Below are 23,017 nucleotides of genomic sequence, written 5' to 3'. Positions count from 1 at the left end.
CGTAAGGTGAGACACCGGTTACTGCGGCGAGCCCTTTCGATGCTCGCCCTTCGCCGTCAGTCCTCGCCCTTGTCCGCCGCCTTCTGGGCCAGCTTGGCCAGCACCCGGCCGCGCCCCTTCGACAGGGCGGTGATCACGCCGCGGAAGGTGCGCACTTCCTGGTCGGTCAGGCGGGCGCGGGCCAGCGGGACGCGCAGGTTGCGCACCATCGACGGCTTCTTCTCGGGCGGATGATAGAAGCCGGCTTTGTCGAGCTCGTTCTCCAGGTGCTCGTACAGGCCCATCATCGCCGCCTGGTCGGCCGGCCCCTCGACGTTCAGCTCGAACTTCTTCCAGGGGCGGTCGTCGACCGTCATCTTCCATTCGTAGGCGTTGATCGACACGGCCTGCGCCAGGTTCAGCGAACGGAAGCGCTCGTCGATCGGGATCGAGACGATGGCCTGGCACAGGGCGATGTCGTCGGTTTCCAGGCCGGCGCGCTCGCCACCGAACAGCAGGCCGACCTTGCGGCCCTGCTCGACTTCCTGCGCCAGGTGACCAGCGGACTCGCGCGGGGTGTAGACCGGCAGGCGCGTCTCGCGCGGGCGGGCCGTGGTGGCGTAGACCAGATGCAGGTCGGCGATCGCCTCGGCGAGCGTGTCGAACACCTTGGCGTCGTCCAGCGGCCAGCTGGCGCCCGAGGCGCTGGCCCAGGCTCGCTCCTGCGGCCAGCCGTCGCGCGGATTGACCAGCCGCAGTTCGTAGAGGCCGAAATTGGCCATGACGCGGGCCACCGAGCCGATGTTCTCGGCCAGTTGCGGGGCGTTGAGGATCACGCAGGGGGGCGTGCGGACGATTTCTGAAGGCGTGTCGGCGGTCATGGGCGTCCCTTTGCCGTCGAGCCACACTTTGACGCAAGTCCGAACCGTCGTCTGGCGCGTTTAGCCTCCACTCACGCTTGGAGGCTTTCGACCCCGATGCATCGCCGCGCCCTGCTCGCCGCCCTCGCCATGCCCGCCCTGCCGGCGGCGCTCTCGGCCTGCCGCGAGCCGCCGCTGGCCGGCCAGGAGGACCCGACCTTCGACCACGAGACCATGAGCCTGAAGCTGACCGCCATCGCCGAGCGCGCCCGCCCCGGCGACCTGGGCGTGGCGGTGCAGGACCTGACCACCGCCCAACGGGCCACGGTGGCGGGCGACCACCTGTTCCCGCTGGCCGGGATCTGGACGGCGGCGCTGGGCGCGGCGGTGCTGGCCGAGGTCGAGGCCAAGGCCCTATCGCTGCGCGAGACGATCACGATCGAGGACGTCGACCTGTCGCCGCCGCCCAGCGGCGTGGCCGACGCCTGGCCCAGCCGGCGACGCTGGACGGTCGAGGAACTGCTCAAGCACGCCGTGGCCGGCGGCGACAACACCGCCGCCGACGTGTTGATGAAGCGCATCGGAGGTCCTGGCGCGGTCACCGCCTGGCTGGACCTGAAGAAGGTCGAGAACCTGCGGGTCGACCGCTACGCCCGCCAGCTGCTGCCCGAACAGACGGGCGCGGCCTCGTTCCGGGCCGAGTGGCGCGGCCAGGCCTGGCGCAAGGCGGTGCTGGCCACGCCCGAGGCGACCCGCCGCAAAGCCTGGCGGGACTATCTGGCCGACCCGCACGACTCCACCACGCCCCTGGCCGCCGTGCGCTTCCTGGAGGCCCTGAACCAGGCCGAACTGACCAGCCAGGACGGTCGCCGCCGGATGCTGCGGATGATGGAAGCGGCGGCCGGCGAGCGCCTGCGTCCCGCCCTGCCGGCCGGCGCGCGACTGGCGGCGATCACCTCGGCTACGCCGTGGGACCTGGGCCAGACGGCGGCCGACAACGTGCTGGCCATGGTCCGCCTGAAGGACGGCCGGCGCTTCGCCCTGGCGATCCTGCTCAAGGCCTCGCCGCTGGAAGAAGCCGATCGCGACGCCCTGATGCTCGAGGTCACGCGGACGGTGCTGCAGGCGGCCGAGAAGGCGGGTCGCTAGCGTCGTGGTCCGCCTTCGCGGCCGGACCAACGTCGATGTCGAACGCCCACCGGACATGGCGCGCGAAATCCAGCGCCCGTGCGGGCAGGCGACGGACCCACGGCCACAGCAGACGCCCGACCAACAGGAAGCCCGCCAGGTACTGGATCGCCAGGCCGAAGAAGAACAGCGCTACGGAAAGCAACTCCAGGCCCGCCGGAACGGTGAAGACCGTCGAAGCGATGCCGACGCCCATCAGCGTCAAGCCGACCATCTGCAGTTTCATGGCGCCCCCAAAGCTCCGCGCCTTCCATCTGCACGCGGTCGCGGCCGGATGGAAGGCGGGGCTTCGAACTCAGTGCGACGACGACAGCTTCATCAGGACGAGGCCGCTGACGATCAGCACCGCGGCGATCACGCGCATGACGCTGAGCTGCTCGCCCAGCACCGCCACGCCGACCACGAAGGCGCCGACCGCGCCGATGCCGGTCCAGATGGTGTAGGCCGTGCCCAGCGGCAGCGACTTCATCGACAGCGACAAAAGGCCGAAGCTGGCGATCATGAAGACGATCGTGGCGATGCTCGGCCAGGGCTTCGAGAAGCCCTCCGAGGCCTTCATGAAGAAGGCCCAGACCACTTCCAGCAGGCCAGCGATGATGAGGAATATCCAAGCCATGACGGCGTCCCTTTGCAAGAACGCCGGGCCGTCCCGGACTTAAACCCGCCTGGAAAGACGGTGGAGGACGTGGCCTCGCTCGGTTGTGGCCGGTCAGATAGTCGCTAAGGCCTCAGCCTTCAAGCCTGGAGGCGACCTCGTGGGCGGCGGCGCGATGCCGCGCCGAGGCCAGGGCCTGGACCAGCAGGCCCGGATTGAGCGGCTTGGCCACGTGCAGGTCGGCCCCGGCGGCGTGGGCGGCGGCGACGTGCTCGTCCATGGCGTTGGCGGTCAGCATGATCACCAGGATCGGGTCGGCGTCGGCCGCCGCCTCGCGGGCGCGCAGTTCCCGGGTGGCGGTCAGGCCGTCCATCACCGGCATCTGCATGTCCATCAGCACGGCGTCGAACGGCTGGGCCTCCAGCGCCCGCAGCGCCGCCTCGCCGTCCTCGACCATGGTCAGGTCGACCCCGAACGGCTCCAGCACGATCTCGACCACCTTGCGGTTGCCCGGATGGTCCTCGGCCACCAGCACCCGCATGCCTTCCAGCGACACCGGGCCCTCGTCGTCGGCATGGTCGTGGTCGAGGCTCTCGGTCGAGGGCTGCAACGGCAGCTCGACGATGAAGGTCGCCCCGCGCCCGACCACCGCCCGCGCGTCGATCGAGCCGCCCATCATCTCGGCCAGGGCCGCGCAGATCGACAGGCCAAGGCCCGTGCCGCCGAACTGGCGGGTGATCGACTGGTCGGCCTGGACGAAGCGCTTGAACAGCCGCTCGCGCACCGCGTCGTCGAAGCCGACCCCGGTGTCGCTGATGCTGAAGCGGACCAGCTCGCCCACCTTCTCCACCGACAGGTCGACGCCGCCGACGCTGGTGAACTTCACCGCGTTGCCCAAGAGGTTCGACAGGATCTGGCTGATGCGGCCGGCGTCGCCGTCGTAGCGGCCGACGGCGTCCGGGGCGACCGACCACGAGAAGGCCAGGCCCTTGGCCTCGGCCGAGGCGCGGTGCAGCTCGGCCATGCCGGCCACCAGTCCCTCCAGGTCGAAGGGCGCGAAGGTCAGCTGGAACTCACCGGCCTCGATCTTGGAGACGTCGAGGATGTCGCCCAGCACCTGCTCCAGCAGGCGGCCCGACGAGGCCACCAGCGCGGCCAGCTCGCGCCGGCGGGCCGGATCGTTCTCCTCGGCCAGGCGGTCGCCGACGGCGATGACCCCGTTCAGCGGCGTGCGCAATTCGTGGCTCATATTGGCCAGGAACACCGACTTGGCCTGGTTGGCCTTTTCCAGCTCGCGGGTGCGTTCGGCCACGCGCACTTCCAGCGAACGCAGCAGGTCCTCGTGCACCTCCCGCTGCTTGCGCAGAGCGCGGGCCAGGGCGCCGATCTCGTCGCCGCGGGCCTCGATGCGGGCGGCCGCCTCGCCGTCGTCGGCGCGGTGCGCCTCGCCCAGGCCGCGCAGGGGCGCGACCACCTCGCGGGCCATCAGGCGGTAGAGCAGGAAGAGCTGGGCGACGACCCCGACCACGCCGAACAGCAGCACCCAGGAGGCCGTCTTGACCGCGTTCCAGACGATCTGGTCCGAGCGGAAGGTCATCAGGAAGTACCAGTCGGGCTCCTTCATCCGGCCGTAGGCCACCACGCGGTCGCCGCTGCGGTCGCGCAGGGCCCCGACGTCGCCGCCATTCCGGCGGATCTGGGCGACCAGGTCGGACACCCGCTCGCGGGACTGCACCTTGGCCAGCTGGGCCGCGTCGACCACCCCATCGGCGGCAAGGCCCGGCGCGGCGATCAGGTCGCCGTCGGACGAGACGATCATGTTCTGCCCGCCCGGCAGCGCGTCGCCGACGGCCCGCAGCAGAAAGGAGTCCAGCGACAGGCTGGTGCCCCAGGCGCCGACATGCCGCTCGCCGATGTCGAACGGCGTCACGCAGGCCGCGTTCAGCCCCCGCCCGCTGGGATTGGAGATCAGCTTGCGCAGCTTGGTGCACTTCATCACCCGCTGCGGATTGTTGGCCGGCAGGGTGAGCTGGCTCATCTCCTCCTTGGAGATGTCCAGGCTCGGCGGCGCGTCCTGGCGGTAGTAGAGCAGCCGGTCCTTGCGCTTGGGTCCGAACATCACCAGCCGGGTCTGCGGCGTGAAGAAGTAGAAGTTGTCGTAGTGGCCGATCTCGGTCTCGCCGGCGTTGGCGACGACCTCCATGGCCGCCACCATCAGCGCCTTGTCCTCGCGGGTCAGCTCCCGGGCCTGCGGCACGAAGCCGCCGATGCCGTAGACGTAGTGATTGCCCGTTCGGCCGCCGTCATAGAGGCGCGGCGCCGTGCGGCGGGTGCCGTCGCCGAACTCGGGGAACAGCAGGTCGAACTGGCCGTCGATGTCGGGCTCGATCTCGCGCAGGCGGCGCAGCAGGGCCAGGCTGGCGGCGTCGTGCACCTTCACCAGGTCCGAGAACAGGCGGTCCTCGGTCTTGACCCGCTCTCCGACATACTCGGCCAGGTGCCGCATCTGGGTCTCGGCGGCGCTCTGCTGCACGAAATAGAAGGTCACGGCCGTGACGAGGCCCGTCACGGCGATCGACAGCAGGGCGGCGAAGGCCAGCAGGCGACGGGCCAGGGGCGACATCACGTCCGTATGACGCCACAAGGTGTCCAAACCCGCTCCCCACTCTCGTCCCCACGCGGGACGGCCAGCGCAGCCACAACCCATTAGGGCGGCGCGGGGTCCATGTCGCCTGCGGTGGAATGCCGCGCTCGACCTTCGGACGCCGCACCACGCAGCCTTTCCCCAACGGCCGCAACAGTCTATAGGGCTCGCCGTCCGCGCCACGTTTCGGCCCTGTGCGCCGAGCGTCAGAGCGCGCCACCGCGAGAGGAAGACCCCGCAATGGCCAAGATCAAAGTCGCCAATCCCGTCGTCGACATGGACGGCGACGAAATGACCCGGATCATCTGGAAGCTCATCAAGGATAAGCTGATCTTCCCGTATCTGGACCTGGAACTGGACTACTACGACCTGTCGGTCGAGAACCGCGACGCCACCAACGACCAGGTGACGATCGACGCCGCCGAGGCCACCAAGAAGCACGGCGTGGCCGTGAAGTGCGCCACCATCACCCCCGATGAGCAGCGCGTCACCGAGTTCAACCTCAAGAAGATGTGGAAGTCGCCGAACGGCACGATCCGCAACATCCTGGGCGGCGTGATCTTCCGTGAGCCGATCATCTGCCAGAACGTGCCGCGCCTGGTGCCGGGCTGGACCCAGCCGATCATCGTCGGCCGCCACGCCTTCGGCGACCAATACCGCGCCACCGACTTCAAGTTCCCCGGCAAGGGCACCCTGACGATCAAGTTCGTCGGCGAAGACGGCGAGACCATCGAGCACGAAGTCTACAAGGCTCCGGGTTCGGGCGTGGCCATGGCCATGTACAACATCGACGAGTCGATCCGCGAGTTCGCCCACGCCTCGTTCGCCTACGGCCTGAACCGCAAATACCCGGTCTACCTGTCGACCAAGAACACGATCCTCAAGGCCTATGACGGCCGCTTCAAGGACCTGTTCCAAGAGGTCTACGACGAGCACTACGCCGAGCAGTTCAAGGCGCTGGGCATCCACTACGAACACCGCCTGATCGACGACATGGTCGCCTCGGCGCTGAAGTGGTCGGGCGGCTACGTCTGGGCCTGCAAGAACTACGACGGCGACGTGCAGTCGGACATCGTGGCTCAAGGCTTCGGCTCGCTGGGCCTGATGACCTCGGTGCTGATGACGCCGGACGGCAAGACCGTGGAAGCCGAAGCCGCCCACGGCACGGTGACCCGTCACTACCGCCAGCACCAGAAGGGCGAGTCGACCTCGACCAACTCGATCGCCTCGATCTTCGCCTGGACCCGTGGCCTGGCCCACCGCGCCAAGCTCGACGACAACCAGGAACTGGCCAAGTTCGCCGCCACCCTGGAAAAGGTCTGCATCGACACCGTCGAAAGCGGCTTCATGACCAAGGACCTGGCCCTGCTCGTCGGCGACAAGCAAGGCTGGCTGACCACCGAAGGCTTCCTCGACAAGATCGACGAGAACCTGCAGAAGGCCATGGCCGCCTAAGGCGACCGACCTTCCGGTAAGGACGAAGGCCCTCCCTCGCGGGAGGGCCTTTTTCTTTGGGCGGGCTGTGGCGAACAGGCTCCTACCCCGTGGAACGGGGGAAGTGGCGCGGTGCGGATACGCGCCGTGACGGAGGGGGCGACCGCCGCTGCCTCGCCCAGTCTCGCCCCCTCCACCGCTTCGCGGTCCCTCTCCCCCGCTACGCGAGGGAGGAGAAGATCCGCCGACGCCAACGGCCTTTTTCTTGGGCGCACATCCCGGGAGTGCTAAAGGCCCGCCCCACTCTGGAATTCAAGAAAGCCGGCGATGATTCAGCCCAGCGCGACCTTCAAGGACAACCTTCAGCAACTGCCGGCCATCGACGGCGTGGCCCGCGTCGATCTGGTCGATTCCGAAGGGACCGTGGTCGCCAGCATCGAGAACCAGCCGGGCAAGAAGGGCTCCGTCGCCGTCTACCAGTACCTGAAGCAGGCCTTCGGCGCCCTCGACGCCAAGGCGGCCGAGCACGGCCTGGCCGTCTTCGCCGAGCACACGGCCGACGCCCGTGAGAACCCCGGCGCCCATCCCAATGTCGACCGCCTGCTGGCCATCGCCGCCGGCGGCGCCCCGCTGGGCATCGAGGTCGTCTCCGGCTGACGCCGACGCCGCCCCGTTAGCGCCCGTGGCCGCATCGGGGCGGCGCCCGCCACGATCCTGACGCGCTGAAGTGCTCACCTGCACGCTGCGCCGGCGTCCCGGCGCCCGTGACGGACGCCCGATGCCACGACCGCTGATCGACCCTCCGCGACGCCGCACCTCGCGCGCGACGAAGCTGGCGGCCGGCCTGTTCAGCGTCGGGGCCCACGCGGCCGTGCTGGCCGCCGTGATGCTGTCTCAGGGCGAGCCGCGTCCGCCCGAGCCGGAGCCCTTCGCGGTCGACCTCGTCCAGCCGCCGCCTCCCCCGCCGCCGGAGCCCAAGCCGCCCGCGCCGGAGCCGAAACCCGACTCCAAGCCCGCGCGGCCGCCCTCGCCCGCCCCGCCGAAACCGGACCCGAAGCCGCCGACCCGCACCGCCCGCCCCGCCGTGCGCCCGCCCGACGTCGAGCCCCTGCCCGCCACGCCCGCCGACACCACGATGATGGCCGCCGAACTGGGCGAGGCCGAGCTCGCCGGCGCCACCACGGTCGGCACGGGATCGGGGAACGGTTCTGGCGACGGCGCCAGCTGCGACATGGTCCGCCGGCTGCAGGCCGCCCTGCGCCGCAATCCCCGCGTCCGCAGCGCCCTGGCCTCGGCCCACGGCGAGGCCGCGGCCTCGGGCAAGGCGGTCCTGATCTGGAACGGCAAGTGGCTTCAGAGTCCCAACCAGGTCGGCCGCGGCCTGGCCGGCGTTCGCGAGGCGATCATCATGGAGGTCGGCTTCGCGCCGGCCGCCTGTCGCGCCGATCCAATGCGCGGCCTCGTCGTCGTCAGCCTGGCCGACGGCCCCGGCGCCCCGCGCCTGGCGCTGGGCGACGCCTCCTGGCGCTGGTCGGACCTGCTGTTCGCGCCGGGAACGCGGCCGCCCTCTAGGGGATGACGACCTCGCCGTCCTCCTTGGTGAAGCCGGCGGGACGCTGCTCCAGCAGGTCGAGCACCGCCTCGGACGGCCGGCACAGCGCCACGCCCTTGGGCGTGACCACGATCGGCCGGTTCACCAGGATAGGATCGGCGACCATGGCCTCGAGGATGCGCTCGTCGGACACGTCCGCCGCCAGCAGGCCCAAGGCTTCGGCCGGCGTTCCCTTGTCGCGGATCAGGTCGCGCAGCGGCAGGCCGGCGCGCGCGGACAGGTCGAGCAACCGCTCCCGCGTCCACCCCGCTTGCAGATACTCGACGACCGTCGGCGCATAGCCGGCCGCCTCGACCATGGCCACGACGTTGCGCGAGGTGCCGCAGGCGGGGTTGTGGAAGATGGTGATCGGAAAGTCGGTCACGAGGCGGTCTCCGGTTTCAGCAGCCAGCCGAACAGACCCGCCGCGAGCAGCGCCCCGATCAGCTGGGCCAGGATGAAGGCCGGCGCGCTGGACGGCGCGATCCCGGCGAAGGTGTCCGACAGGCTGCGCGCGAGCGTCACGGCCGGATTGGCGAACGAGGTCGAGGCCGTGAACCAGTAGGCGGCGGTGATATAGAGCCCCACCGCCATGGGCGTGCTGTCCGGCTTGAACCGCACCGTCCCGAGGATCGTGGCCAGCAGGCCGAAGGTCGCCACGACCTCGGCGAAGGCCTGGGAGCTCCCGGCCCGCGACTTGGTCGAGACCTGGACGATCGCCTCGCCGAACATGGCGTGCGCCGCCCAGACGCCCAGGACCGCGCCGATGACCTGCACCAGCGGATACAGGGCCGCATGCCGCCAGGACAGCTCCCGCCGCAGCGCCGCCACCAGCGTGACGGCCGGATTGAAATGCGCGCCCGAGATCGGACCGAACACCCCGATCAGCACGACCAGCGCCGCGCCGGTGGCCAGGGTGTTGCCCAGCAGCGCTATGGCGACGTTCCCGCCCGCCAGCCGCTCGCCCATGATCCCCGAGCCGACCACCACCGCCAGCAGCAGGGCCGTGCCCAGTCCCTCGGCGACGAGACGGCGGCGCAGGTCGAAGGCGGCCATGGTCAGGCCGGCGCCTTGGGCGCACAGGCCGGGCCGCAGCCCTCGACGCGGGCCAGCACGGCGGTCAGGGGCGAGCAGATCTCGGGCGCGCCGTTGCAGCAGTCCTCCATCAGGAAGCCCAGCAGGCCGCTCATCGCGCCGTAGTCGGCCGAATAGATGATCGAGCGGCCCTCGCGCCGCGACGCGATCAGGCCGGCGTGCGCCAGGATGTTCAGGTTGGCCGACAGGCTGTTGGGCAGCACGTCCAGCGCCCGCGCGATCTGGCCGGCCGCCACGCCCTGCGGCCCGGCCTTCACCAGCAGCCGGAAGATCGCCAGGCGCCCGTCGTGGCCCAGGGCCGAGAGCATGTTGACAGCGGACATCGATTCCATATTTCCATTATTCTCGAAATATGAGCTTTTGAATAGCCCCTCCGGAGACGCCCGTGACCGAGTTCCCCGCCCTCGACGCCCCGTTCCTCGCCAGGATCGACGCCGCCCGCCTCGAACCGTCAGCGCCCGCGTCGCATGCGCCGCGTATCCTGCTGCTCTACGGATCGCTGCGCGAACGCTCGTTCAGCCGCCTGCTGGTCGAGGAAGCCGCGCGCATACTCCAGGCCCTGGGCTGCGAGACCCGGATCTTCGACCCGCGCGGCTTGCCGCTGCCCGACGCCGAGGGGCCCGATCACCCCAAGGTCCAGGAACTGCGCGCCCTGTCGGAATGGTCCGAGGGCCAGGTCTGGTGCAGTCCCGAACGGCACGGCGCGATCACCGGCGTGATCAAGTCGCAGATCGACTGGATCCCGCTGGAGATCGGCAGCGTGCGCCCGACCCAGGGCAAGACCCTGGCCGTGATGCAGGTCAGCGGCGGCTCGCAGTCGTTCAATGCGGTCAACACCCTGCGCCTGCTGGGCCGCTGGATGCGGATGCTCACCATTCCCAACCAGTCGTCCGTGGCCATGGCCTACCGGGAGTTCGACGAGAACGACCGCATGAAGCCGTCCAGCTACTACGACCGCGTGGTCGACGTGATGGAGGAGCTGGTCAAGTTCACCCTGCTGACCCGCGACCGCGCCGATTACCTCGTCGACCGCTACAGCGAGCGCAAGGCGGGCGGCCGCATCGCCGAACACGCGGCGCTGGCCGCGGAGGCCATGCGCCACGAGACGGCCTGAGCGCTATCGCCGCGCCGGCGGAGCGTCGATGACGATGAGGCCGGTCGCGGCGGCCTTCTCGGCCTCGGCGGGCTTCCAGTCGCCCCAGGCCTTGCCCGAACGGCCCTGCTCGCGGCCAAGCTCGAACAGTCGGCGCATGGCCGCGTCGCTGAAGTCCAGGCTGTTGGCCTGCGCCTCGTCGGGCACGGCGGCGACGCGGAAGGCCAGGCCGTTGCGCTGGGCGAAGGCGGCGTTGGCGGCCAGGTGCGCGCGGGTCGAGGCCTTGCTGCCGCTGTCGTAGCTGCGCTTGAGGATGGCCGTCAGCTTGCCGGCGGTGACCGCGTCGCGCCGGCCCAGCTGGCCGTTGACCAGCACGTAGATCGAGCCCCCGCCCACGGCGCCGACGGGGCGGCTCCACAGGACCAGGCTCTCGGGCACGGCCAGGAACGGCGTGTTGACCCCGCCGTCGACGTGCATCTCCTGGATGATCCGCCCGTCCTTGGCCCGGCCGGCGATCAGCACCGGCGGAAACACGCCCGGAATGCTGGCCGAGGCGGTCAGCACGTCCTTGAACAGCTTCAGTCCCTGCTCACCGCCCTGCCTGGCGATCAGGCCCATGTCCCAGATCACCGTCTCCTCGCTGTCGAGATTGGTGGTCGCCACCAGCAGCCGCCGGCCCTTGTCGTGTTCAGCGGCGATGGCCGTCAGCATCTGGGGCGTCACGGCCTTGTCGACCAGCTTGCGCAGGGCCGAGCTGCTGTAGAGGCTGGGCGAGGCGAAGGTGGCCAATTGCCGCCAGGCCAGGATGTCCTTGGCCCCGCCGTCGGAATAGGCGGCCGCCAGCTGCGGATCCCAGGACGAGCCGAGGAAGGCGAAGGGCGCGGCCAGGGCCCCGGTGCTCACCCCCGTGACGATGCGGAAGTCGGGCCGCCGGCCGCTCTGCGTCCAGCCCACCAGCACGCCCGCGCCATAGGCCCCGTTGGCCCCGCCGCCCGACAGGGCGAGGATCGCCGTCGGCCCCTGGCCCTGCTCGCCCATGATCTGGCGTTCGAGCAGCCGCACGGGGGCTGCGTCGCTGGCCACGATGCGCGGATCGGCCGTCGGGATCACCGCGCCGGGCGCGACCCGGACCACGCCCTCGGGCGGCCTCGCCATCGTGCCGCAACCGGCCAGCAGCAAGGCGGCGCTCAGGGCCGCCGCACGAAGTATCGCGTTCACGCGCTCACCTTGGCGTCTGTCGAATTCCGACAGAGCCAGCAACGCGCGACTTCAATTCCGGTTGGCTCAGCTTGCCGCTACGGAAGCCGAAAAACCTAGTTTCCGCGGGGTTCCTTCGGCCAGGGGCCGACCATCTCGACCACCCGGCCCGCGCCCTCGGCGCCGCCCAGCGGTTCGGTGAAGGCCCGCGACTCGATGAACTGCAGGCCCATCTGGCCGTCGCCCTGCCAGACCATGCGCGTCAGGTGGATCATGCGGCGGGCCGGGTCCACGAGGTGCAGCAGGTCCGGCGGCACGGCGAACTCCGGCGCGGCGATGCGCGCCCCGCCCTTGGCGATGTCGATCAGCCGGCAGCGCAGGGGCTCGCCGCCCACCACGAGGTAGGCTTTGCGCGAGGCGGGATAGCGACGGTAGGCGCGCTTTTCCATTCCCTGGACTTCGATCTGGGTCATCGCGGCGATCCTAAACCCGACTCGGGCCAAACGATCGCGCAATCGTGCGCGAGACGTCGCCAGCGACCCTAGGGGGCGTCGCGAAGGCCGGGCAAGGCGCCAGGCCCTTCCGTCCCCAGGAAGGCGGCCGAGTGTTCGATCCTGACCCAGAATGGACCGCCCGAGCGTCCTCAGCCCAGCTTCGAGTGCTTCCGCGAATAGCCGAAATAGATCAGGCAGGCGGCCACCGCCCAGACGCCGAACAGGGCGAAGGTGTCCCACGGCAGGCCGATGATCAGGTAGCCGCAGAAAGCGACGCTGGCGATCGGCAGCACCGGATAGAGCGGAACCTTGTAGCCGCGCGGCAGGTCGGGCCGGGTGCGACGCAGGATGATCACCCCGGCCGAGACGATGGCGAAGGCGATCAGCGTGCCCATGCTGGTCAGGTTGACCAGCACGTCCAGCGGCACGAAGGCGGCCAGGAAGGCGATGAAGGCCGCGACGATGGCCGTGTTCCAGGTCGGCACGCGGGTGCGCGGGTCGGTCTTCTGGAAGATGCGCGGCAACAGGCCGTCGCGGCTCATGGCGAACAGGATCCGCGTCTGGCCGTACATCACCACCAGCGTGACGCTGAAGATCGAGATGATCGCGCCCAGGCACAAGACGAGCGAGGTCCAGCCCGCGCCGGTCAGGTTGCGCAGAATCACCGCCAGGCCCGCCTCCTGGCCGGCAAAGGCCGTCCACGGCTGGGCGCCGACGGCGGCGATCGCGACCAGCACGTAGACGGCGGTGACGATCAGCAGGCTCAGCACCACGCCCAGCGGCAGGTTACGGCGCGGGTTCTTGACCTCGTCCCCGGCGGTCGAGACCGCGTCGATGCCGATGTAGGAGAAGAAGATCGACGAGGCCGCCGCCCCGATCCCGGCCACGCCCATCGGCGCGAACGGGGCCAGGTTCTCGGAGTTGAAGCCGGTGAAGGCGATGACCACGAAGAACAGCAGCACCAGCAGCTTGGCCACCACCAGCACGGCGTTGATCGTGGTCGACTCCTTGGCCCCGCGCAGCAGCAGCACCATGCACGAGCCCACCAGCACCACGGCCGGCAGGTTGAACACCCCGCCCGCCCCCGGCGGCTTGGCCAGGGCGTCGGGCAGGCGCCAGCCGAACAGGTCGACGAACAGCTCGTTCAGGTACTGCCCCCAGCCCACGGCGATGGCCGAGGCCGAGACGGCGTATTCCAAGAGCAGGCAGGCGCCGACGAGAAAGGCCACGAACTCGCCCAGCGTGGCGTAGGCGTAGGAATAGGACGAACCCGACACCGGGATGGTCGAGCCGAGCTCGGCGTAGCACAGGGCCGTCAGGGCCGCGGTGATCCCGGCGATGACGAACGAGACGATGACCGCCGGCCCGGCCAGGGGCACGGCCGTGGTCAGGGCCACGAAGATGCCGGTGCCGATGGTGGCGCCGACGCCCAGCATGGTCAGTTGGAACAGGCCGATCGAACGCTCGAGTTCATGCGGCAGCTCGTTGGGATTGTCGTCGCCCTCGGCCGCGATCGCCCCGACGGGCTTGCAGCGAAAGAGATCGGCGATGCGCGAGCCGGCCATGGGCGCTCCGGGAATTCCTCAGGGGCGGCGAAGGCTTAAGGCCACGCCGTAAGCGGCGACCCCATAAAGCCGCCAGGCCTTCCGGGAAAGCGGATTCCACTCACGGAACTCTTCCTGAGCGAACGCCCTTGCAGTGGGGGCATGAATGCCCATTCTAGGCGGCGTTAACCGTGCGGGGGCGCAATGACTTTGCAGAAGCGGATCTGGGACCTCTTGGTCCTGGCGATCTTCATCTTCGCCGCCGCCTTCGCCACAGCGCCCTGGTTCGCCTTCCGCGCCCTGAAGGCCGCGGCCCAGTACGAGGACGTGCAGGCGCTGGGCGAGCTGGTCGACTTTCCGGTCGTGCGCCGCAGCCTGACCGGCCAGCTGGACGAGGAAGCCCCCGCCGCCAAGCCCGAGGCCCCGTCGCTGTGGACCAACCCGATGGGCGTCTTCAAGCGCGCCATCGAGCCGATCGCCCCGCCCGAGCCCAAGGTCGACCGCTACCTCACCGTCCAGGGCCTGTCGGCGCTGACCCGCGGCTACGCCCCCGGCGCGGCCCCGCCGCCGGCGGCCCGTCCCGAGACGGTGCTGGGCCGGATGCAGGCCGTGGTGCGCGGCCCCTATCCGACCATCGCCTACTGGGACCCCAACCGCGTGCGCATCGCCGTACGCCGTCCGGGCGACAAGGCCAAGGCCACGATCTTCACCTTCCAGCGCCGTGAGCTTTTCACCTGGAAGCTGGTGCACATCCGCCTGCCGGCCGACGAGCGGTAGGACCCCAAGGCCTCAGGCGACGTAGGCGCCCTGGAACTGCTGCAGCAGCTTGGTCGCCGCGCCCTTCGAGGCCTCGGGCCCGGCGTTGCTGGCGGCGATGATCGCCACCCCGCGCCCCGGGGCGATCATGATCACCTCGTGCCACATGGTGTTGGAGCCCTCGTGGACCAGGAGCTTCCCACGGCTCCATGGGCGTCCCGGCACCGCCAGCCAGCCCAGCGCATAGATCGCGTCGCCGACCGGCGTGGTCATGTGCTTGATGCTGTCGGCGCTGAGGAAGGCGTTGTCCTTCAGGAACAGCCGCGCGAAGCGGGCGTGGTCGGCCAGGCTCATGTGCACCGTGCCGGCCGGCCCCATCGCGGGCGGGTTGTCGGACGGACCGGCCGGATCCACCGGCGTGAGGCCGCCGCCCGGCCTGGGCAGGTGCCCCCAGGGCGCGGCGCCCTTCGGCGCGCCGAACCCGGCCGTAGTGATCCCCAGGGGCTTGAAGAGCTGGGCGTCGATCACCTGCTCCCAAGGCTTGCCGGTAATGGTCTCGATCGCGGAACCGACCAGCACATAGTTGAGGTTGGCGTACTCGTACTTGCCGGGCTTGGCGGCGGGCGGCGCGGACAGGATCTGCGCGGCGAGCTCGGCCCGCTGCACGGTCAGCGGCCGCTTGTCGGCATGGGCGCGCGGCAGCCAGCCGCCGGCCATCACCGGCTTGTCGCTGATCCCCGACACGTGGCTCATCAGCCGCTCGATCGTCGTGTCGCTCCACGCCGGATCGAGCTTCACCCCGGGGAACAGCGACCCCAAGGTCGCCCCCCACTTGGCCTTGCCGGCCTCGACCAGCCGGGCGTAGACGGCCGCGGTCATGGCCTTGGTGTTGGAGCCGATGTGCCAGGGATCCGAGCCCTCGACCAGATCGGGCGCGCCCGCGCGGCGCACGCCGGCCTGCTTCTGCACGATCACCTTTTCGGGGTCTGCGACCAGGCCGGCCACGGCCGGCGCGCCCGTCTCGGCCAGCACCGCCGCCGGATCGACCGTCGGCAGGGCCATGATCTGCCGGGCCAGCGCCGCCGACGGCGCGCTCCCGGTCACGGCGGCGAGCGTGAGCAGGCGACGACGATGCAGCATGGAAACGACCCTCACTTGCAATGAAGCGCTACTTCAACCGCACAGGCGGGATCGCCGCAACTGAAAGTTCTGTAAGTAGAGAATCGACGGAGACGCGTTCAGCCTGCCGAAGGGCTGCGCAGGACCGGGACGGCGCGGAGGAAGCGGATAGCGTCGCTCATGACCCATCCTGATCCGCTTTTCGCCGGCCGCGCAACGCTGTCACCGAACCTTCAAACGTCGCTGCTAGGCACCGCCCAGCGTCTGGAGCGGCTCGGCGTGCGCCACGTTCCGGATGGTCTGGGGGAAGCCGTCATGAAACCGTTCGCCTGCGCCGCGTCGCTGCTGGCCCTGTCGCTCGCCGCGCCGTCCTTCGCCGCGCCCGCCGTCTACCTGACGCCCGATACGGCCAGCCCGAAGACGGTGACCCTCGGCGGCGCCGGCTTCGTCAATCACGGTCTGGTCGGCGCCGGCCGGCTGGCGGCCAGCGCTCGCGACTTCCAGGGCGACACCCTCGGCTCGTTCTCGGGCATGGCCGTGACCGAATGGCGTCGGACGGCCGACGGCGGCTACGAAGGCAAGCTCCTGACCCTGCCCGACCGCGGCCCCAACGGCGTGGGCACGGTGGCCGGCACCACGCCTTACGACAATCGCATCCACGCCTTCGACCTCGCCTTCCGGCCGCTGGCCGACGGCGCTTCGGGCGGCGCGGACCAGCTGACCTTGACGCCGACCGGCGGCTTCCTGCTGAAGGACGACAAGGGCCACGCCTTCACCGGCATGGATCCGGGCGACGGCGTCGTGTTCTGCGGCCAGGCCGCCTGCCCCAGCGCCCTGACCGGCCCCGGCGGCTTCCGCATCAGCCTCGACGGCGAGGCCCTGGCCCGGCTGCCGGACGGCGGCTTCTATGTCGGCGACGAGTACGCGGCCAACATCTACCGCTTCGACGCCCACGGCGCGCTGAAGGGCGTCATCGCGCCGGTGGCGGCCGTGTCCCCGCGCAAGGACGGCCGCCCGGCCCTCTCCAGCGAGATCAAGCCCCAGTCCGGCCGCCGCCCCAACCAGGGCTTCGAGGGCGTGGCCGTCTCGCCCGACGGCAAGCGGCTGTTCGCCCTGCTGCAAAGCGCGGCCGTGCAGGACAGCGGCGAGGGCGACGCCGAGCGCGCCGTCACCCGCCTGTTCGTCTACGACATCGAGAAGGACCCGACGCCCGCCGCCCCGATCGCCGAATACGCGGTCGAGCTGCCGGTGCTGCGCGCCAAGGGCGACGGCGGCGCGCCCGACAAGGTGGCCGCCCAGTCCGAACTCCTGGCGCTTTCCGACCACCAGTTCCTGGTGCTGGCCCGCGACGGCGCCGGCCTGGGGTCCGGCTCGGCCAGGCCCACCGTCTACCGCTCGGTGCTGCTGGTCGACACCGCCGGCGCCACCAACCTCGCCGGCGCCGAGAGCGACGCGACGGGCGCGGCCATCGCCCCCGGCGGCGTCCTGGTCCAGGGCGTCGTCCCCGCCGGCCAGGCCCAGCTCGTCAACCTCGCCGACCGCGCGAGCCTGGCGCGCGTAGGCGTCAACCTCGACAACGCGACGCCAAACGCCTCCACCCTGCCCGAGAAGCTGGAATCCCTGGCCATCGTGCCGGCCCTCGACCCGGCCGCGCCCAACGACGTCTTCCTGCTGGTCGGCAGCGACAACGACTTCCAGACCGCCAGGGGCAAGGTCGGCGACCTGGCCTTCGACGCCGCCCCCAAGACGCCCGAAGGCGCGCCGACCGCCGACAACGACAGCCTGGTGCTGGTCTACCGCCTGACCCTGCCCGCCGATCTCGCCGCCCAGCGCCGCTTTTGACCCCGGCGCGAAGGCGGTGCTATCCAGCGACCCGCGTTTTCCGCCGAGGCCCCCGCGCATGACCCTTCCCTCGCCCGCCAAGGCGTATCCGGCGTGATCGCCCTGACGCTGGAGGTGCTGGCGCGCGCCCTGCCGTTCTTCCTGCTGGTCGGGGCCGGCGTGACCCTGGCGCGGCTGATGCTGCTGGACGGCCGCATGGCCCAGGGGCTGTCGGCCTATGTCTACTGGATCGGTTTTCCGGCCCTGCTGGTGCATTCCCTTTCGCGGATGGGCCGTCCCGACCACGACCTGACCCTGGGCCTGGCGGCCTATGCCGGCTGCCTGGCGGCGATCATGGCCCTGATGATCGGCGTCGGCCTGGCCCTGCGCTGGAACCGGGGCGAGCGCGCCGGCGCGGCCATGGCCGCCGGCGTCGGCAACAGCGCCTTCCTGGGACTGCCCGTGGCGGCCGCCGTGTTCGGACCCGAAGTGGCCCGCGTCGGCGCCGGCATGGTCGCCATCGACTTCGTGCTCGCCACCGCCCTGGGCGTCGCCCTGCTGGGCTGGGCCGGCGGCCGCTCGGTGTGGCGCTCGACCATGCAGGCGTTCCGTAATCCGATCGTCGCCGCCGCCCTGTTCGGCACGGCCCTGGCGCTGCTGGGCCTGCAACTGCCCGGCGTGCTCGACCGCGCGGTCGGCGCGGCCGCCGCCTCGGGCAGCCCGGTGGCGCTGGTCGCGCTGGGCGTGGTCCTGGGCCTGCCGGCCGAAGCCGACGCGGCCCCGCCGCGCTGGAGCCCCGTCGCCGTGGCCGCCATCGCCAAGCTGCTGGTCCTGCCGGTGCTGGTCTGGTTCGTGGTCGGCCTGACGCCCGCGCCGGCGACCTTCCACCTGGCCGCGACCCTGCTGGCAGCCACCCCGACGGCGGTCAACGTCTTCATCCAGACCCGCGCCTACGGCGTCTTCGCCCGCGGCGGCGCCCGCACCGTGGCCCTGACCACCGCCATCGCCTGCGTGACCCTGTCGGCCGTGGCGGTGTGGCTGAAGGCCTGAGCCCTACTTCTTCCTGCCCAGTCGCGCGAACCACGGCTGGGTTGGATAGGCGATCGAGCCGGCGACGCTGAGCGCTATGGTCGTGCCCTTGCCCGAGGCGCTCTCGATGGCCAGCTGGGCGCCCATCTTGCCGGCCCGCTCGTGCATGCCGATCAGGCCGTAGTGGCCCTCGCGGCTGGCCCACGCCATGCGGTTGGCGCCGATGCCCACCCCGTCGTCGCGGATGGTGACCTGCAACTGGCGCACGCCGTACGACACCTTGACCAGCACCTGGCCCGCCTTGGCGTGGCGCGCCGCGTTGAACAGCGCCTCGCCGGCGATGCGGACGATCTCTTCCTGCACCAGCGGCTGCACCGGACGTGGCGTCCCCTCCGCCACCAGCTCGACCTTCACCCCGGCCTCGAACGGCTGCTCGGCCATCAGCTCGCGCAGTACGAGGTCGAGACGCCGCACCTCGGCTCCGCGCAGGTCGCGCACGCGGTCGCGTCCCTCGACCAGCATCTGGTCGGCGCGATCGAGCGCCTGGTTGATCACGTCCTTGGCCGGCAGGTCGTCGGGGATCTGGTAGGCCACCGACTGGAACCGCATGATCAGCCCCTGCACGCTCTGCAAAAGGGTGTCGTGCAGCTCGCGGGCGATCCGCTCGCGCTCGGCGGCGCGCTGCTCCAGCCGGTCCTTGATCTGGGCCGCGACCCGCCGCAGGCGCAGGGCGTAGACGCCCCACAGCGCCAGCGCCACGGCCAGCACGCAGGCGGCGCGGAACCACCAGGTTTCCACCAGGGTCGGCGGAATCTCGACGATCAGGGTCGCGCCCTGCTCGTTCCACACGCCGTCGCTGTTGGCCGCCTTCACCCGGAAGTGGAAGGTCCCGGGGTGCAGGTTGTCGTAGATCACCTCGCGCCGGTCGCCCGCCTCGATCCATTCCTTGTCGACGCCCTCCAGCCGGTACTGGAAGCGCACGCGGTCGGGCGCGGGGAAGCTCAGGGCGGTGTAGTGGATGCGCAGGCCGCGCGTGCCCGCCGGCAGGCGCAGGGCGCTGGGATCGCGGAAATGCTGGTCGCCGACCATGACCGCGCGGATCGCCACCGGCGGCGGCAGGGTGTTGACGCTCAGCCGGGCGGGATCGACGACGACGACATTGCGGCGGGTCAGGATCCAGATCCGGCCGTCGCCGCCAGCCGCGATCTGCTGGCCCGGCGACTTCTGGACGAAGCTGTTGAGACCGTCACGGAAGTCGAACACCCGCCTTGGCAGGGGCGCTCCCGGCCTGTCCAGGGCCCGGTCGAGATCGGACGAGCGCATGCGCACCACGCCCGCGTCGCCGATCGTCCAGGTGTCGCCGGCCGGGGTCTGGACCAGGCCGTTGACCGAGGCCAGCCACGGATAGCGCTCGGCGTCGAGGCTGGCGGTCGCCCCGCCGCGCAGACGGGCGAAACCCTGGCCGCCGCTGAGATAGAGCGCCTCGCGTCCCGGCAGCAGGCCCTCGATCTCGCCGATCGGAAAGCGCGCCTTGTGGATCGGCTCGAACGGCGGACGCCCCTGCAGCGTCGGGGCGTTGCGGAACAGGATCGCCGCCCGGCCGTCGGCCTGCGACGCGGCGTTGGAGGCGATGCCGAGGCCGCCCGGCCAGCGGCTCCAGGCGCCGCCCTCGCGCCAGTAGAGGCCCTTGTCGAGGGCGGCCATCCACAGGCGTCCGTCCTCGTCCTCGGCGCAGCCGTAGGCGCTGGTCTCGGCGGGCTTGGCGAAGGTCTCGACCTTGCCGCCGCGCACCCGCAGCACGGTGTCGCGCAGCGTCACCCAGACGGCGTCGCCCGCCCCCGCGCACAGCGAGCCCGCCGACCAGTCGGTCTTCAGGACGGGCTTGGGCGCCTGGCCCGGCGCGATGGCGTAGAGGGTGTGGGCGTCGGCGACCCAGACCTTGCCGTCGGCCGTCGAGGTCATCCGGTAGCCGCGCGCGGAGTTGGGCGGGATGGCCTGCTCGACCGTCACCGCCGCCGGCCGCATCATGTCCAGGCCCAGCTCCGTGCCGAACCAGATGTTGCCCTCGCGGTCCTCGAACACGGCGTGGGTCTGGTCCGAGGTCAGGCCGTGCACGGCCTTGTAGGACTGGATGCGCAGGGCGCCGGCGTCGGCGCTGCGGGCCGCCACGCCCGGCGCTGGAATATGGACGACGCCATCGGTCCAGGTGGCGCCCCACAGGTCGCCCTTGCGGTCGAACAGGATCCGCGAGGCGCCCACCTCGTCGCGGCGCGGATAGGCCCGGGTCAGGGACGAGGCCGCCGGAGCCTCGCCGCGCAGCAGGCGCGTGCTGGTGGAATCCGACAGCCACAGCCGCCCCAGGGCGTCCTCGGCCAGGCTGGCCCGGCGGGCGACCTTGGCGCCGGTCGGCGAAAAGCGCGTCTCGCCCGGCGCGCGGCGCAGCACGGTGTTGGTCAGCACCAGCCACTGCACGCCGTCGCGATCGAAGAAGACCTGCCAGACCTCCTGCTCGGGAAGGCCGGCGTCGGGTCCGAATTCCCGCCAGCGGCCGTCATGCCAGCGGGCCAGGGTGGCGCGCTTGCGGCCGCCCCGGGCGACCCAGATCCCGCCCTCGCGATCCTCGGCCAGGCTGGTGACCTCGCGCGAGGGGTCGGGCATGCGGGCGTCGATCAACCGACCGTCGCGATAGACCGCCACGCCGCCGCTGCGGCCCAGGCCCACCCACAAGGCGCCGGAGCGCGCGCCCAGCACCTGCGAGACGTTCAGCCGCCCGGGCTTGGGTCCGTCGCGCTGGATCGGCTCGAAGCCCACGCCGTCGAAGCGGAACAGGCCATCGACGCTGCCGATCCACAGATAGCCGTCCTTCGACTGGCCGATGGTGTTGACCCGGCTGGGGGCGCCGCCCTCGATCGACCAGCTGACGCGCTTGTATTCGGCCAGGGGCTCGAGCGCCGGCGCGGCCGCCGCCGTGCCGGCCAGCGCCAGGGCGAGCGCCGCGCCCGCCAGTCCGCTCCAAAGCCCCCCCGCCCGGCTCAAAGGTCGATGATGCCGCGCTTGGCGGCGACGGTCACCGCGTGGGTCCGGTCGTTCACATAGAGCTTGGCGAAGATGCTCTTGATGTTCGACTTGATGGTGTCTTCCGACAGGTTCAATTCGCGGGCGATGTGCTTGTTGGAATTGCCGTTGGCGATCAGCTGCAGGACGATGATCTCGCGGGCGTTCAGCGGTTCGTCGATGGCGTGGATGGCGATCCGCTCGGCGACCTCGGCCTGCAGGTGCCGGCGGCCGGCGTGGACGCCACGGATGGCGTCCAGCAGGTCACGGCGCAGGCTGCTCTTCAGCAGATAGCCCGCCGCCCCGGCGCGCAGGGCGTGCAGGGCCTGGGCGTCGCCGGTGAAGGTGGTCAGCACGATGATGCGCGCCTCGGGATGCGAGCGGCGGATGGTCTCGATGGCCACCACGCCGTTGCCGGGCATCTGCAGGTCCATCAGCGTGATGTCGGGACGCAGCCGCTCCCAGCCGGCGATCGCCTCGTCGCCGGTGGCCGCCTCGCCCACCACCACCATGTCGGACTGGGTCTCGAGCACCGCGATCACCCCCTCGCGCAGCATGGGGTGGTCATCGGCGATCAGCACGCGGATACGGTCGTCGCCGGCCTCGATGCTGGCGGGGTGTTGGTTCATTCGGCGACGTCCGGGGACCGGTCCTTGCGCATGGGACTCGTACAGTTGGCCTGTTCCGCAAGCCACGACCATACACGAAAGCGGCGCACGATTACCCTTTCGGGGCTTGACCCGAAAGGGCCGCCCGTCCGTTGGCCAGGGCCCAGTCGAGGGCGAAGTCGGCGACGTCCTCCCAGCCCGGCTCGTTGCACAGCCAGTGGGAGCGCCCCGAGAAGCATTGCAGGTCGGTGCGCGAGGCGGCCCGGCGCTGGTGGCGGGCGGCGGCGGCGACCATGGCCGGCGGGGCCATGCGGTCCTCGTCGCCGGCGATCAGCAGCAGCGGCGGACGGCGGCGGGTCGCCCTCGCCGCGCCGCCGCCAGGTCCCAGCAGGGCCTGGCGCACCACGCGGGCGGGCGCGGGAACCACGTGTTCGGCATAGGCCAGGCGGCGCTCGTCCTCGGACAGGGTCTGGGCGAAGAGCTCGGCGAAGCCCTCGGGCGACAGCGGCGTCGCGCCGCTCCAGCGCGCCAACAGACGCCGCAGCGCCCAGGCCGCGCGCGGGCGGGCCAGCAGGCCCAACGGCGGCGTCGAGGCGATGGCCACCCCGCAGGCGCCGCAGCCGCCGTCGAGCAGGCGCTGCACGATCAGCCCACCCAGCCCGTGGCCGATCAGGATCGGCGGCTCGACCATGGCCACCGCGTGGGCGGCATGGGCCTCGACCACCGCGTCGAGCGTCAGCCGGCCCAACAGGCGGGGCGAAAGGCCGCGCACCTCCTCGACCGGCGCGTCCAGCAGCGGCCAGGCCGGCGCGACCACCGTCAGCCCCCTGCCCTCGTATCGGGCCTTGAAGCGATCCCAGGCGCGCGGCGTCAGCCAGGCGCCGTGGATAAGCATGACGGCGGCGGTCACTGGTCT

Annotated in this window: 22 protein-coding genes; 8 read left to right on the top strand and 14 right to left on the bottom strand. The window is 71.0% G+C overall.

Annotated features, from left to right (window positions below; genetic code table 11):
- Positions 1–56: 56 nt before the first annotated feature.
- Positions 57–860 carry an RNA methyltransferase gene (locus DDF62_RS04660; protein WP_165832173.1) on the bottom strand — a complete coding sequence of 268 codons (804 nt, stop codon included), beginning with the start codon at positions 858–860 and terminating at the stop codon, positions 57–59.
- Between the two features lie 96 nt (positions 861–956).
- On the opposite strand from DDF62_RS04660, the gene DDF62_RS04655 reads away from it, so the two are divergent.
- Positions 957–1,988: a serine hydrolase gene (locus tag DDF62_RS04655; protein ID WP_244286704.1), complete on the top strand. Its 1,032-nt coding sequence runs from the start codon at positions 957–959 to the stop codon at positions 1,986–1,988.
- On the opposite strand, the gene DDF62_RS04650 is transcribed toward DDF62_RS04655, so the two are convergent.
- From DDF62_RS04650 to DDF62_RS04640, 3 genes are all read right to left on the bottom strand, one after another.
- Positions 1,945–2,253, bottom strand: coding sequence for a hypothetical protein (locus DDF62_RS04650; RefSeq protein WP_116488012.1), 309 nt, complete (start codon positions 2,251–2,253; stop codon positions 1,945–1,947). The genes DDF62_RS04655 and DDF62_RS04650 overlap by 44 nt on opposite strands.
- Positions 2,254–2,322: 69 nt before the next feature.
- Positions 2,323–2,643: a DMT family transporter gene (locus DDF62_RS04645; RefSeq protein WP_116488011.1), complete on the bottom strand. Its 321-nt coding sequence runs from the start codon at positions 2,641–2,643 to the stop codon at positions 2,323–2,325.
- A 112-nt stretch (positions 2,644–2,755) separates the two neighbouring features.
- The gene (locus tag DDF62_RS04640; protein WP_244286721.1) at positions 2,756–5,245 is read right to left on the bottom strand and encodes an ATP-binding protein; all 2,490 of its coding nucleotides are present in this window, start codon (positions 5,243–5,245) and stop codon (positions 2,756–2,758) included.
- 261 nt (positions 5,246–5,506) lie between these two features.
- Between DDF62_RS04640 and DDF62_RS04635 the strand changes: the two genes are divergently transcribed.
- The 3 genes from DDF62_RS04635 to DDF62_RS04625 all read left to right on the top strand — a co-directional run bounded on the left by DDF62_RS04635 (position 5,507) and on the right by DDF62_RS04625 (position 8,279).
- Positions 5,507–6,721: an NADP-dependent isocitrate dehydrogenase gene (locus tag DDF62_RS04635; RefSeq protein ID WP_058350047.1), complete on the top strand. Its 1,215-nt coding sequence runs from the start codon at positions 5,507–5,509 to the stop codon at positions 6,719–6,721.
- 306 nt (positions 6,722–7,027) lie between these two features.
- Positions 7,028–7,357: a DUF2322 family protein gene (locus DDF62_RS04630; RefSeq protein ID WP_116488009.1), complete on the top strand. Its 330-nt coding sequence runs from the start codon at positions 7,028–7,030 to the stop codon at positions 7,355–7,357.
- 121 nt (positions 7,358–7,478) lie between these two features.
- On the top strand, positions 7,479–8,279 hold the full coding sequence (locus tag DDF62_RS04625) for a hypothetical protein (RefSeq protein WP_116488008.1): 801 nt from the start codon (positions 7,479–7,481) through the stop codon (positions 8,277–8,279).
- Here DDF62_RS04625 and arsC read toward each other — a convergent pair.
- From arsC to DDF62_RS04610, 3 genes are read right to left on the bottom strand one after another with little or no spacing between them, the layout of a single operon-like run.
- Complete coding sequence (gene arsC, locus DDF62_RS04620) at positions 8,269–8,676, bottom strand: arsenate reductase (glutaredoxin) (protein ID WP_116488007.1); 408 nt, start codon at positions 8,674–8,676, stop codon at positions 8,269–8,271. The genes DDF62_RS04625 and arsC overlap by 11 nt on opposite strands.
- Positions 8,673–9,347, bottom strand: coding sequence for an MIP/aquaporin family protein (locus tag DDF62_RS04615; RefSeq protein ID WP_116488006.1), 675 nt, complete (start codon positions 9,345–9,347; stop codon positions 8,673–8,675). The genes arsC and DDF62_RS04615 overlap by 4 nt, the downstream gene beginning before the upstream one ends.
- Before the next feature lie 2 nt (positions 9,348–9,349).
- Entirely contained in the window at positions 9,350–9,718 is a 369-nt protein-coding gene (locus DDF62_RS04610) for an ArsR/SmtB family transcription factor (protein WP_116488005.1), read from the bottom strand.
- A 53-nt stretch (positions 9,719–9,771) separates the two neighbouring features.
- Here DDF62_RS04610 and arsH point away from each other — a divergent pair, with 53 nt between their 5' ends.
- Complete coding sequence (gene arsH, locus DDF62_RS04605) at positions 9,772–10,500, top strand: arsenical resistance protein ArsH (RefSeq protein ID WP_116488004.1); 729 nt, start codon at positions 9,772–9,774, stop codon at positions 10,498–10,500.
- Between the two features lie 3 nt (positions 10,501–10,503).
- Here the strand turns inward: arsH and DDF62_RS04600 are convergent, their stop codons facing one another.
- The 3 genes from DDF62_RS04600 to DDF62_RS04590 all read right to left on the bottom strand — a co-directional run bounded on the left by DDF62_RS04600 (position 10,504) and on the right by DDF62_RS04590 (position 13,735).
- The gene (locus DDF62_RS04600; RefSeq protein WP_244286703.1) at positions 10,504–11,697 is read right to left on the bottom strand and encodes a patatin-like phospholipase family protein; all 1,194 of its coding nucleotides are present in this window, start codon (positions 11,695–11,697) and stop codon (positions 10,504–10,506) included.
- A 95-nt stretch (positions 11,698–11,792) separates the two neighbouring features.
- Positions 11,793–12,149: a PilZ domain-containing protein gene (locus DDF62_RS04595; RefSeq protein WP_116488003.1), complete on the bottom strand. Its 357-nt coding sequence runs from the start codon at positions 12,147–12,149 to the stop codon at positions 11,793–11,795.
- 170 nt (positions 12,150–12,319) lie between these two features.
- Positions 12,320–13,735: an amino acid permease gene (locus tag DDF62_RS04590; protein WP_116488002.1), complete on the bottom strand. Its 1,416-nt coding sequence runs from the start codon at positions 13,733–13,735 to the stop codon at positions 12,320–12,322.
- 183 nt (positions 13,736–13,918) lie between these two features.
- Here DDF62_RS04590 and DDF62_RS04585 point away from each other — a divergent pair, with 183 nt between their 5' ends.
- Positions 13,919–14,491 carry a DUF2939 domain-containing protein gene (locus tag DDF62_RS04585; protein ID WP_116488001.1) on the top strand — a complete coding sequence of 191 codons (573 nt, stop codon included), beginning with the start codon at positions 13,919–13,921 and terminating at the stop codon, positions 14,489–14,491.
- Between the two features lie 12 nt (positions 14,492–14,503).
- Here DDF62_RS04585 and DDF62_RS04580 read toward each other — a convergent pair whose 3' ends face one another.
- Positions 14,504–15,610: a serine hydrolase domain-containing protein gene (locus DDF62_RS04580; protein WP_116488000.1), complete on the bottom strand. Its 1,107-nt coding sequence runs from the start codon at positions 15,608–15,610 to the stop codon at positions 14,504–14,506.
- 294 nt (positions 15,611–15,904) lie between these two features.
- Between DDF62_RS04580 and DDF62_RS04575 the strand changes: the two genes are divergently transcribed.
- Both DDF62_RS04575 and DDF62_RS04570 read left to right on the top strand, forming a co-directional pair.
- Entirely contained in the window at positions 15,905–17,431 is a 1,527-nt protein-coding gene (locus DDF62_RS04575) for an esterase-like activity of phytase family protein (RefSeq protein WP_165832172.1), read from the top strand.
- Positions 17,432–17,524: 93 nt separating this feature from the next.
- Positions 17,525–18,460 carry an AEC family transporter gene (locus DDF62_RS04570; RefSeq protein WP_244286702.1) on the top strand — a complete coding sequence of 312 codons (936 nt, stop codon included), beginning with the start codon at positions 17,525–17,527 and terminating at the stop codon, positions 18,458–18,460.
- A gap of 3 nt (positions 18,461–18,463) precedes the next feature.
- Here DDF62_RS04570 and DDF62_RS04565 read toward each other — a convergent pair whose 3' ends face one another.
- The 3 genes from DDF62_RS04565 to DDF62_RS04555 form a co-directional block, all read right to left on the bottom strand.
- Positions 18,464–21,475 (bottom strand): sensor histidine kinase, encoded by a 3,012-nt coding sequence (locus DDF62_RS04565; RefSeq protein WP_116487998.1) that lies wholly within the window; start codon positions 21,473–21,475, stop codon positions 18,464–18,466.
- Positions 21,472–22,122 (bottom strand): response regulator transcription factor, encoded by a 651-nt coding sequence (locus tag DDF62_RS04560; protein WP_116487997.1) that lies wholly within the window; start codon positions 22,120–22,122, stop codon positions 21,472–21,474. Before DDF62_RS04560 ends, DDF62_RS04565 begins: the two co-directional genes overlap by 4 nt.
- A 91-nt stretch (positions 22,123–22,213) precedes the next feature.
- Positions 22,214–23,011: an alpha/beta fold hydrolase gene (locus DDF62_RS04555; RefSeq protein ID WP_165832171.1), complete on the bottom strand. Its 798-nt coding sequence runs from the start codon at positions 23,009–23,011 to the stop codon at positions 22,214–22,216.
- Positions 23,012–23,017: the final 6 nt, after the last annotated feature.

It is taken from the genome of Caulobacter radicis (assembly GCF_003094615.1).
Classification (GTDB): Bacteria; Pseudomonadota; Alphaproteobacteria; order Caulobacterales; family Caulobacteraceae; genus Caulobacter; species Caulobacter radicis.
The sequence above is the reverse complement of the archived record's forward strand: the minus strand, read 5'-3'. Positions and strand labels throughout refer to the sequence as shown.

What these genes read in the sequence shown, in the direction of transcription:
- DDF62_RS04660 (WP_165832173.1), bottom strand. Translation starts at nt 860, where the DNA reads ATGACCGCCGACACGCCTTCAGAAATCGTCCGCACGCCCCCCTGCGTG.
- DDF62_RS04655 (WP_244286704.1), top strand. Translation starts at nt 957, where the DNA reads ATGCATCGCCGCGCCCTGCTCGCCGCCCTCGCCATGCCCGCCCTGCCG.
- DDF62_RS04650 (WP_116488012.1), bottom strand. Translation starts at nt 2,253, where the DNA reads ATGAAACTGCAGATGGTCGGCTTGACGCTGATGGGCGTCGGCATCGCT.
- DDF62_RS04645 (WP_116488011.1), bottom strand. Translation starts at nt 2,643, where the DNA reads ATGGCTTGGATATTCCTCATCATCGCTGGCCTGCTGGAAGTGGTCTGG.
- DDF62_RS04640 (WP_244286721.1), bottom strand. Translation starts at nt 5,245, where the DNA reads ATGTCGCCCCTGGCCCGTCGCCTGCTGGCCTTCGCCGCCCTGCTGTCG.
- DDF62_RS04635 (WP_058350047.1), top strand. Translation starts at nt 5,507, where the DNA reads ATGGCCAAGATCAAAGTCGCCAATCCCGTCGTCGACATGGACGGCGAC.
- DDF62_RS04630 (WP_116488009.1), top strand. Translation starts at nt 7,028, where the DNA reads ATGATTCAGCCCAGCGCGACCTTCAAGGACAACCTTCAGCAACTGCCG.
- DDF62_RS04625 (WP_116488008.1), top strand. Translation starts at nt 7,479, where the DNA reads ATGCCACGACCGCTGATCGACCCTCCGCGACGCCGCACCTCGCGCGCG.
- DDF62_RS04615 (WP_116488006.1), bottom strand. Translation starts at nt 9,347, where the DNA reads ATGGCCGCCTTCGACCTGCGCCGCCGTCTCGTCGCCGAGGGACTGGGC.
- DDF62_RS04610 (WP_116488005.1), bottom strand. Translation starts at nt 9,718, where the DNA reads ATGGAATCGATGTCCGCTGTCAACATGCTCTCGGCCCTGGGCCACGAC.
- DDF62_RS04595 (WP_116488003.1), bottom strand. Translation starts at nt 12,149, where the DNA reads ATGACCCAGATCGAAGTCCAGGGAATGGAAAAGCGCGCCTACCGTCGC.
- DDF62_RS04590 (WP_116488002.1), bottom strand. Translation starts at nt 13,735, where the DNA reads ATGGCCGGCTCGCGCATCGCCGATCTCTTTCGCTGCAAGCCCGTCGGG.
- DDF62_RS04585 (WP_116488001.1), top strand. Translation starts at nt 13,919, where the DNA reads ATGACTTTGCAGAAGCGGATCTGGGACCTCTTGGTCCTGGCGATCTTC.
- DDF62_RS04580 (WP_116488000.1), bottom strand. Translation starts at nt 15,610, where the DNA reads ATGCTGCATCGTCGTCGCCTGCTCACGCTCGCCGCCGTGACCGGGAGC.
- DDF62_RS04575 (WP_165832172.1), top strand. Translation starts at nt 15,905, where the DNA reads ATGAAACCGTTCGCCTGCGCCGCGTCGCTGCTGGCCCTGTCGCTCGCC.
- DDF62_RS04560 (WP_116487997.1), bottom strand. Translation starts at nt 22,122, where the DNA reads ATGAACCAACACCCCGCCAGCATCGAGGCCGGCGACGACCGTATCCGC.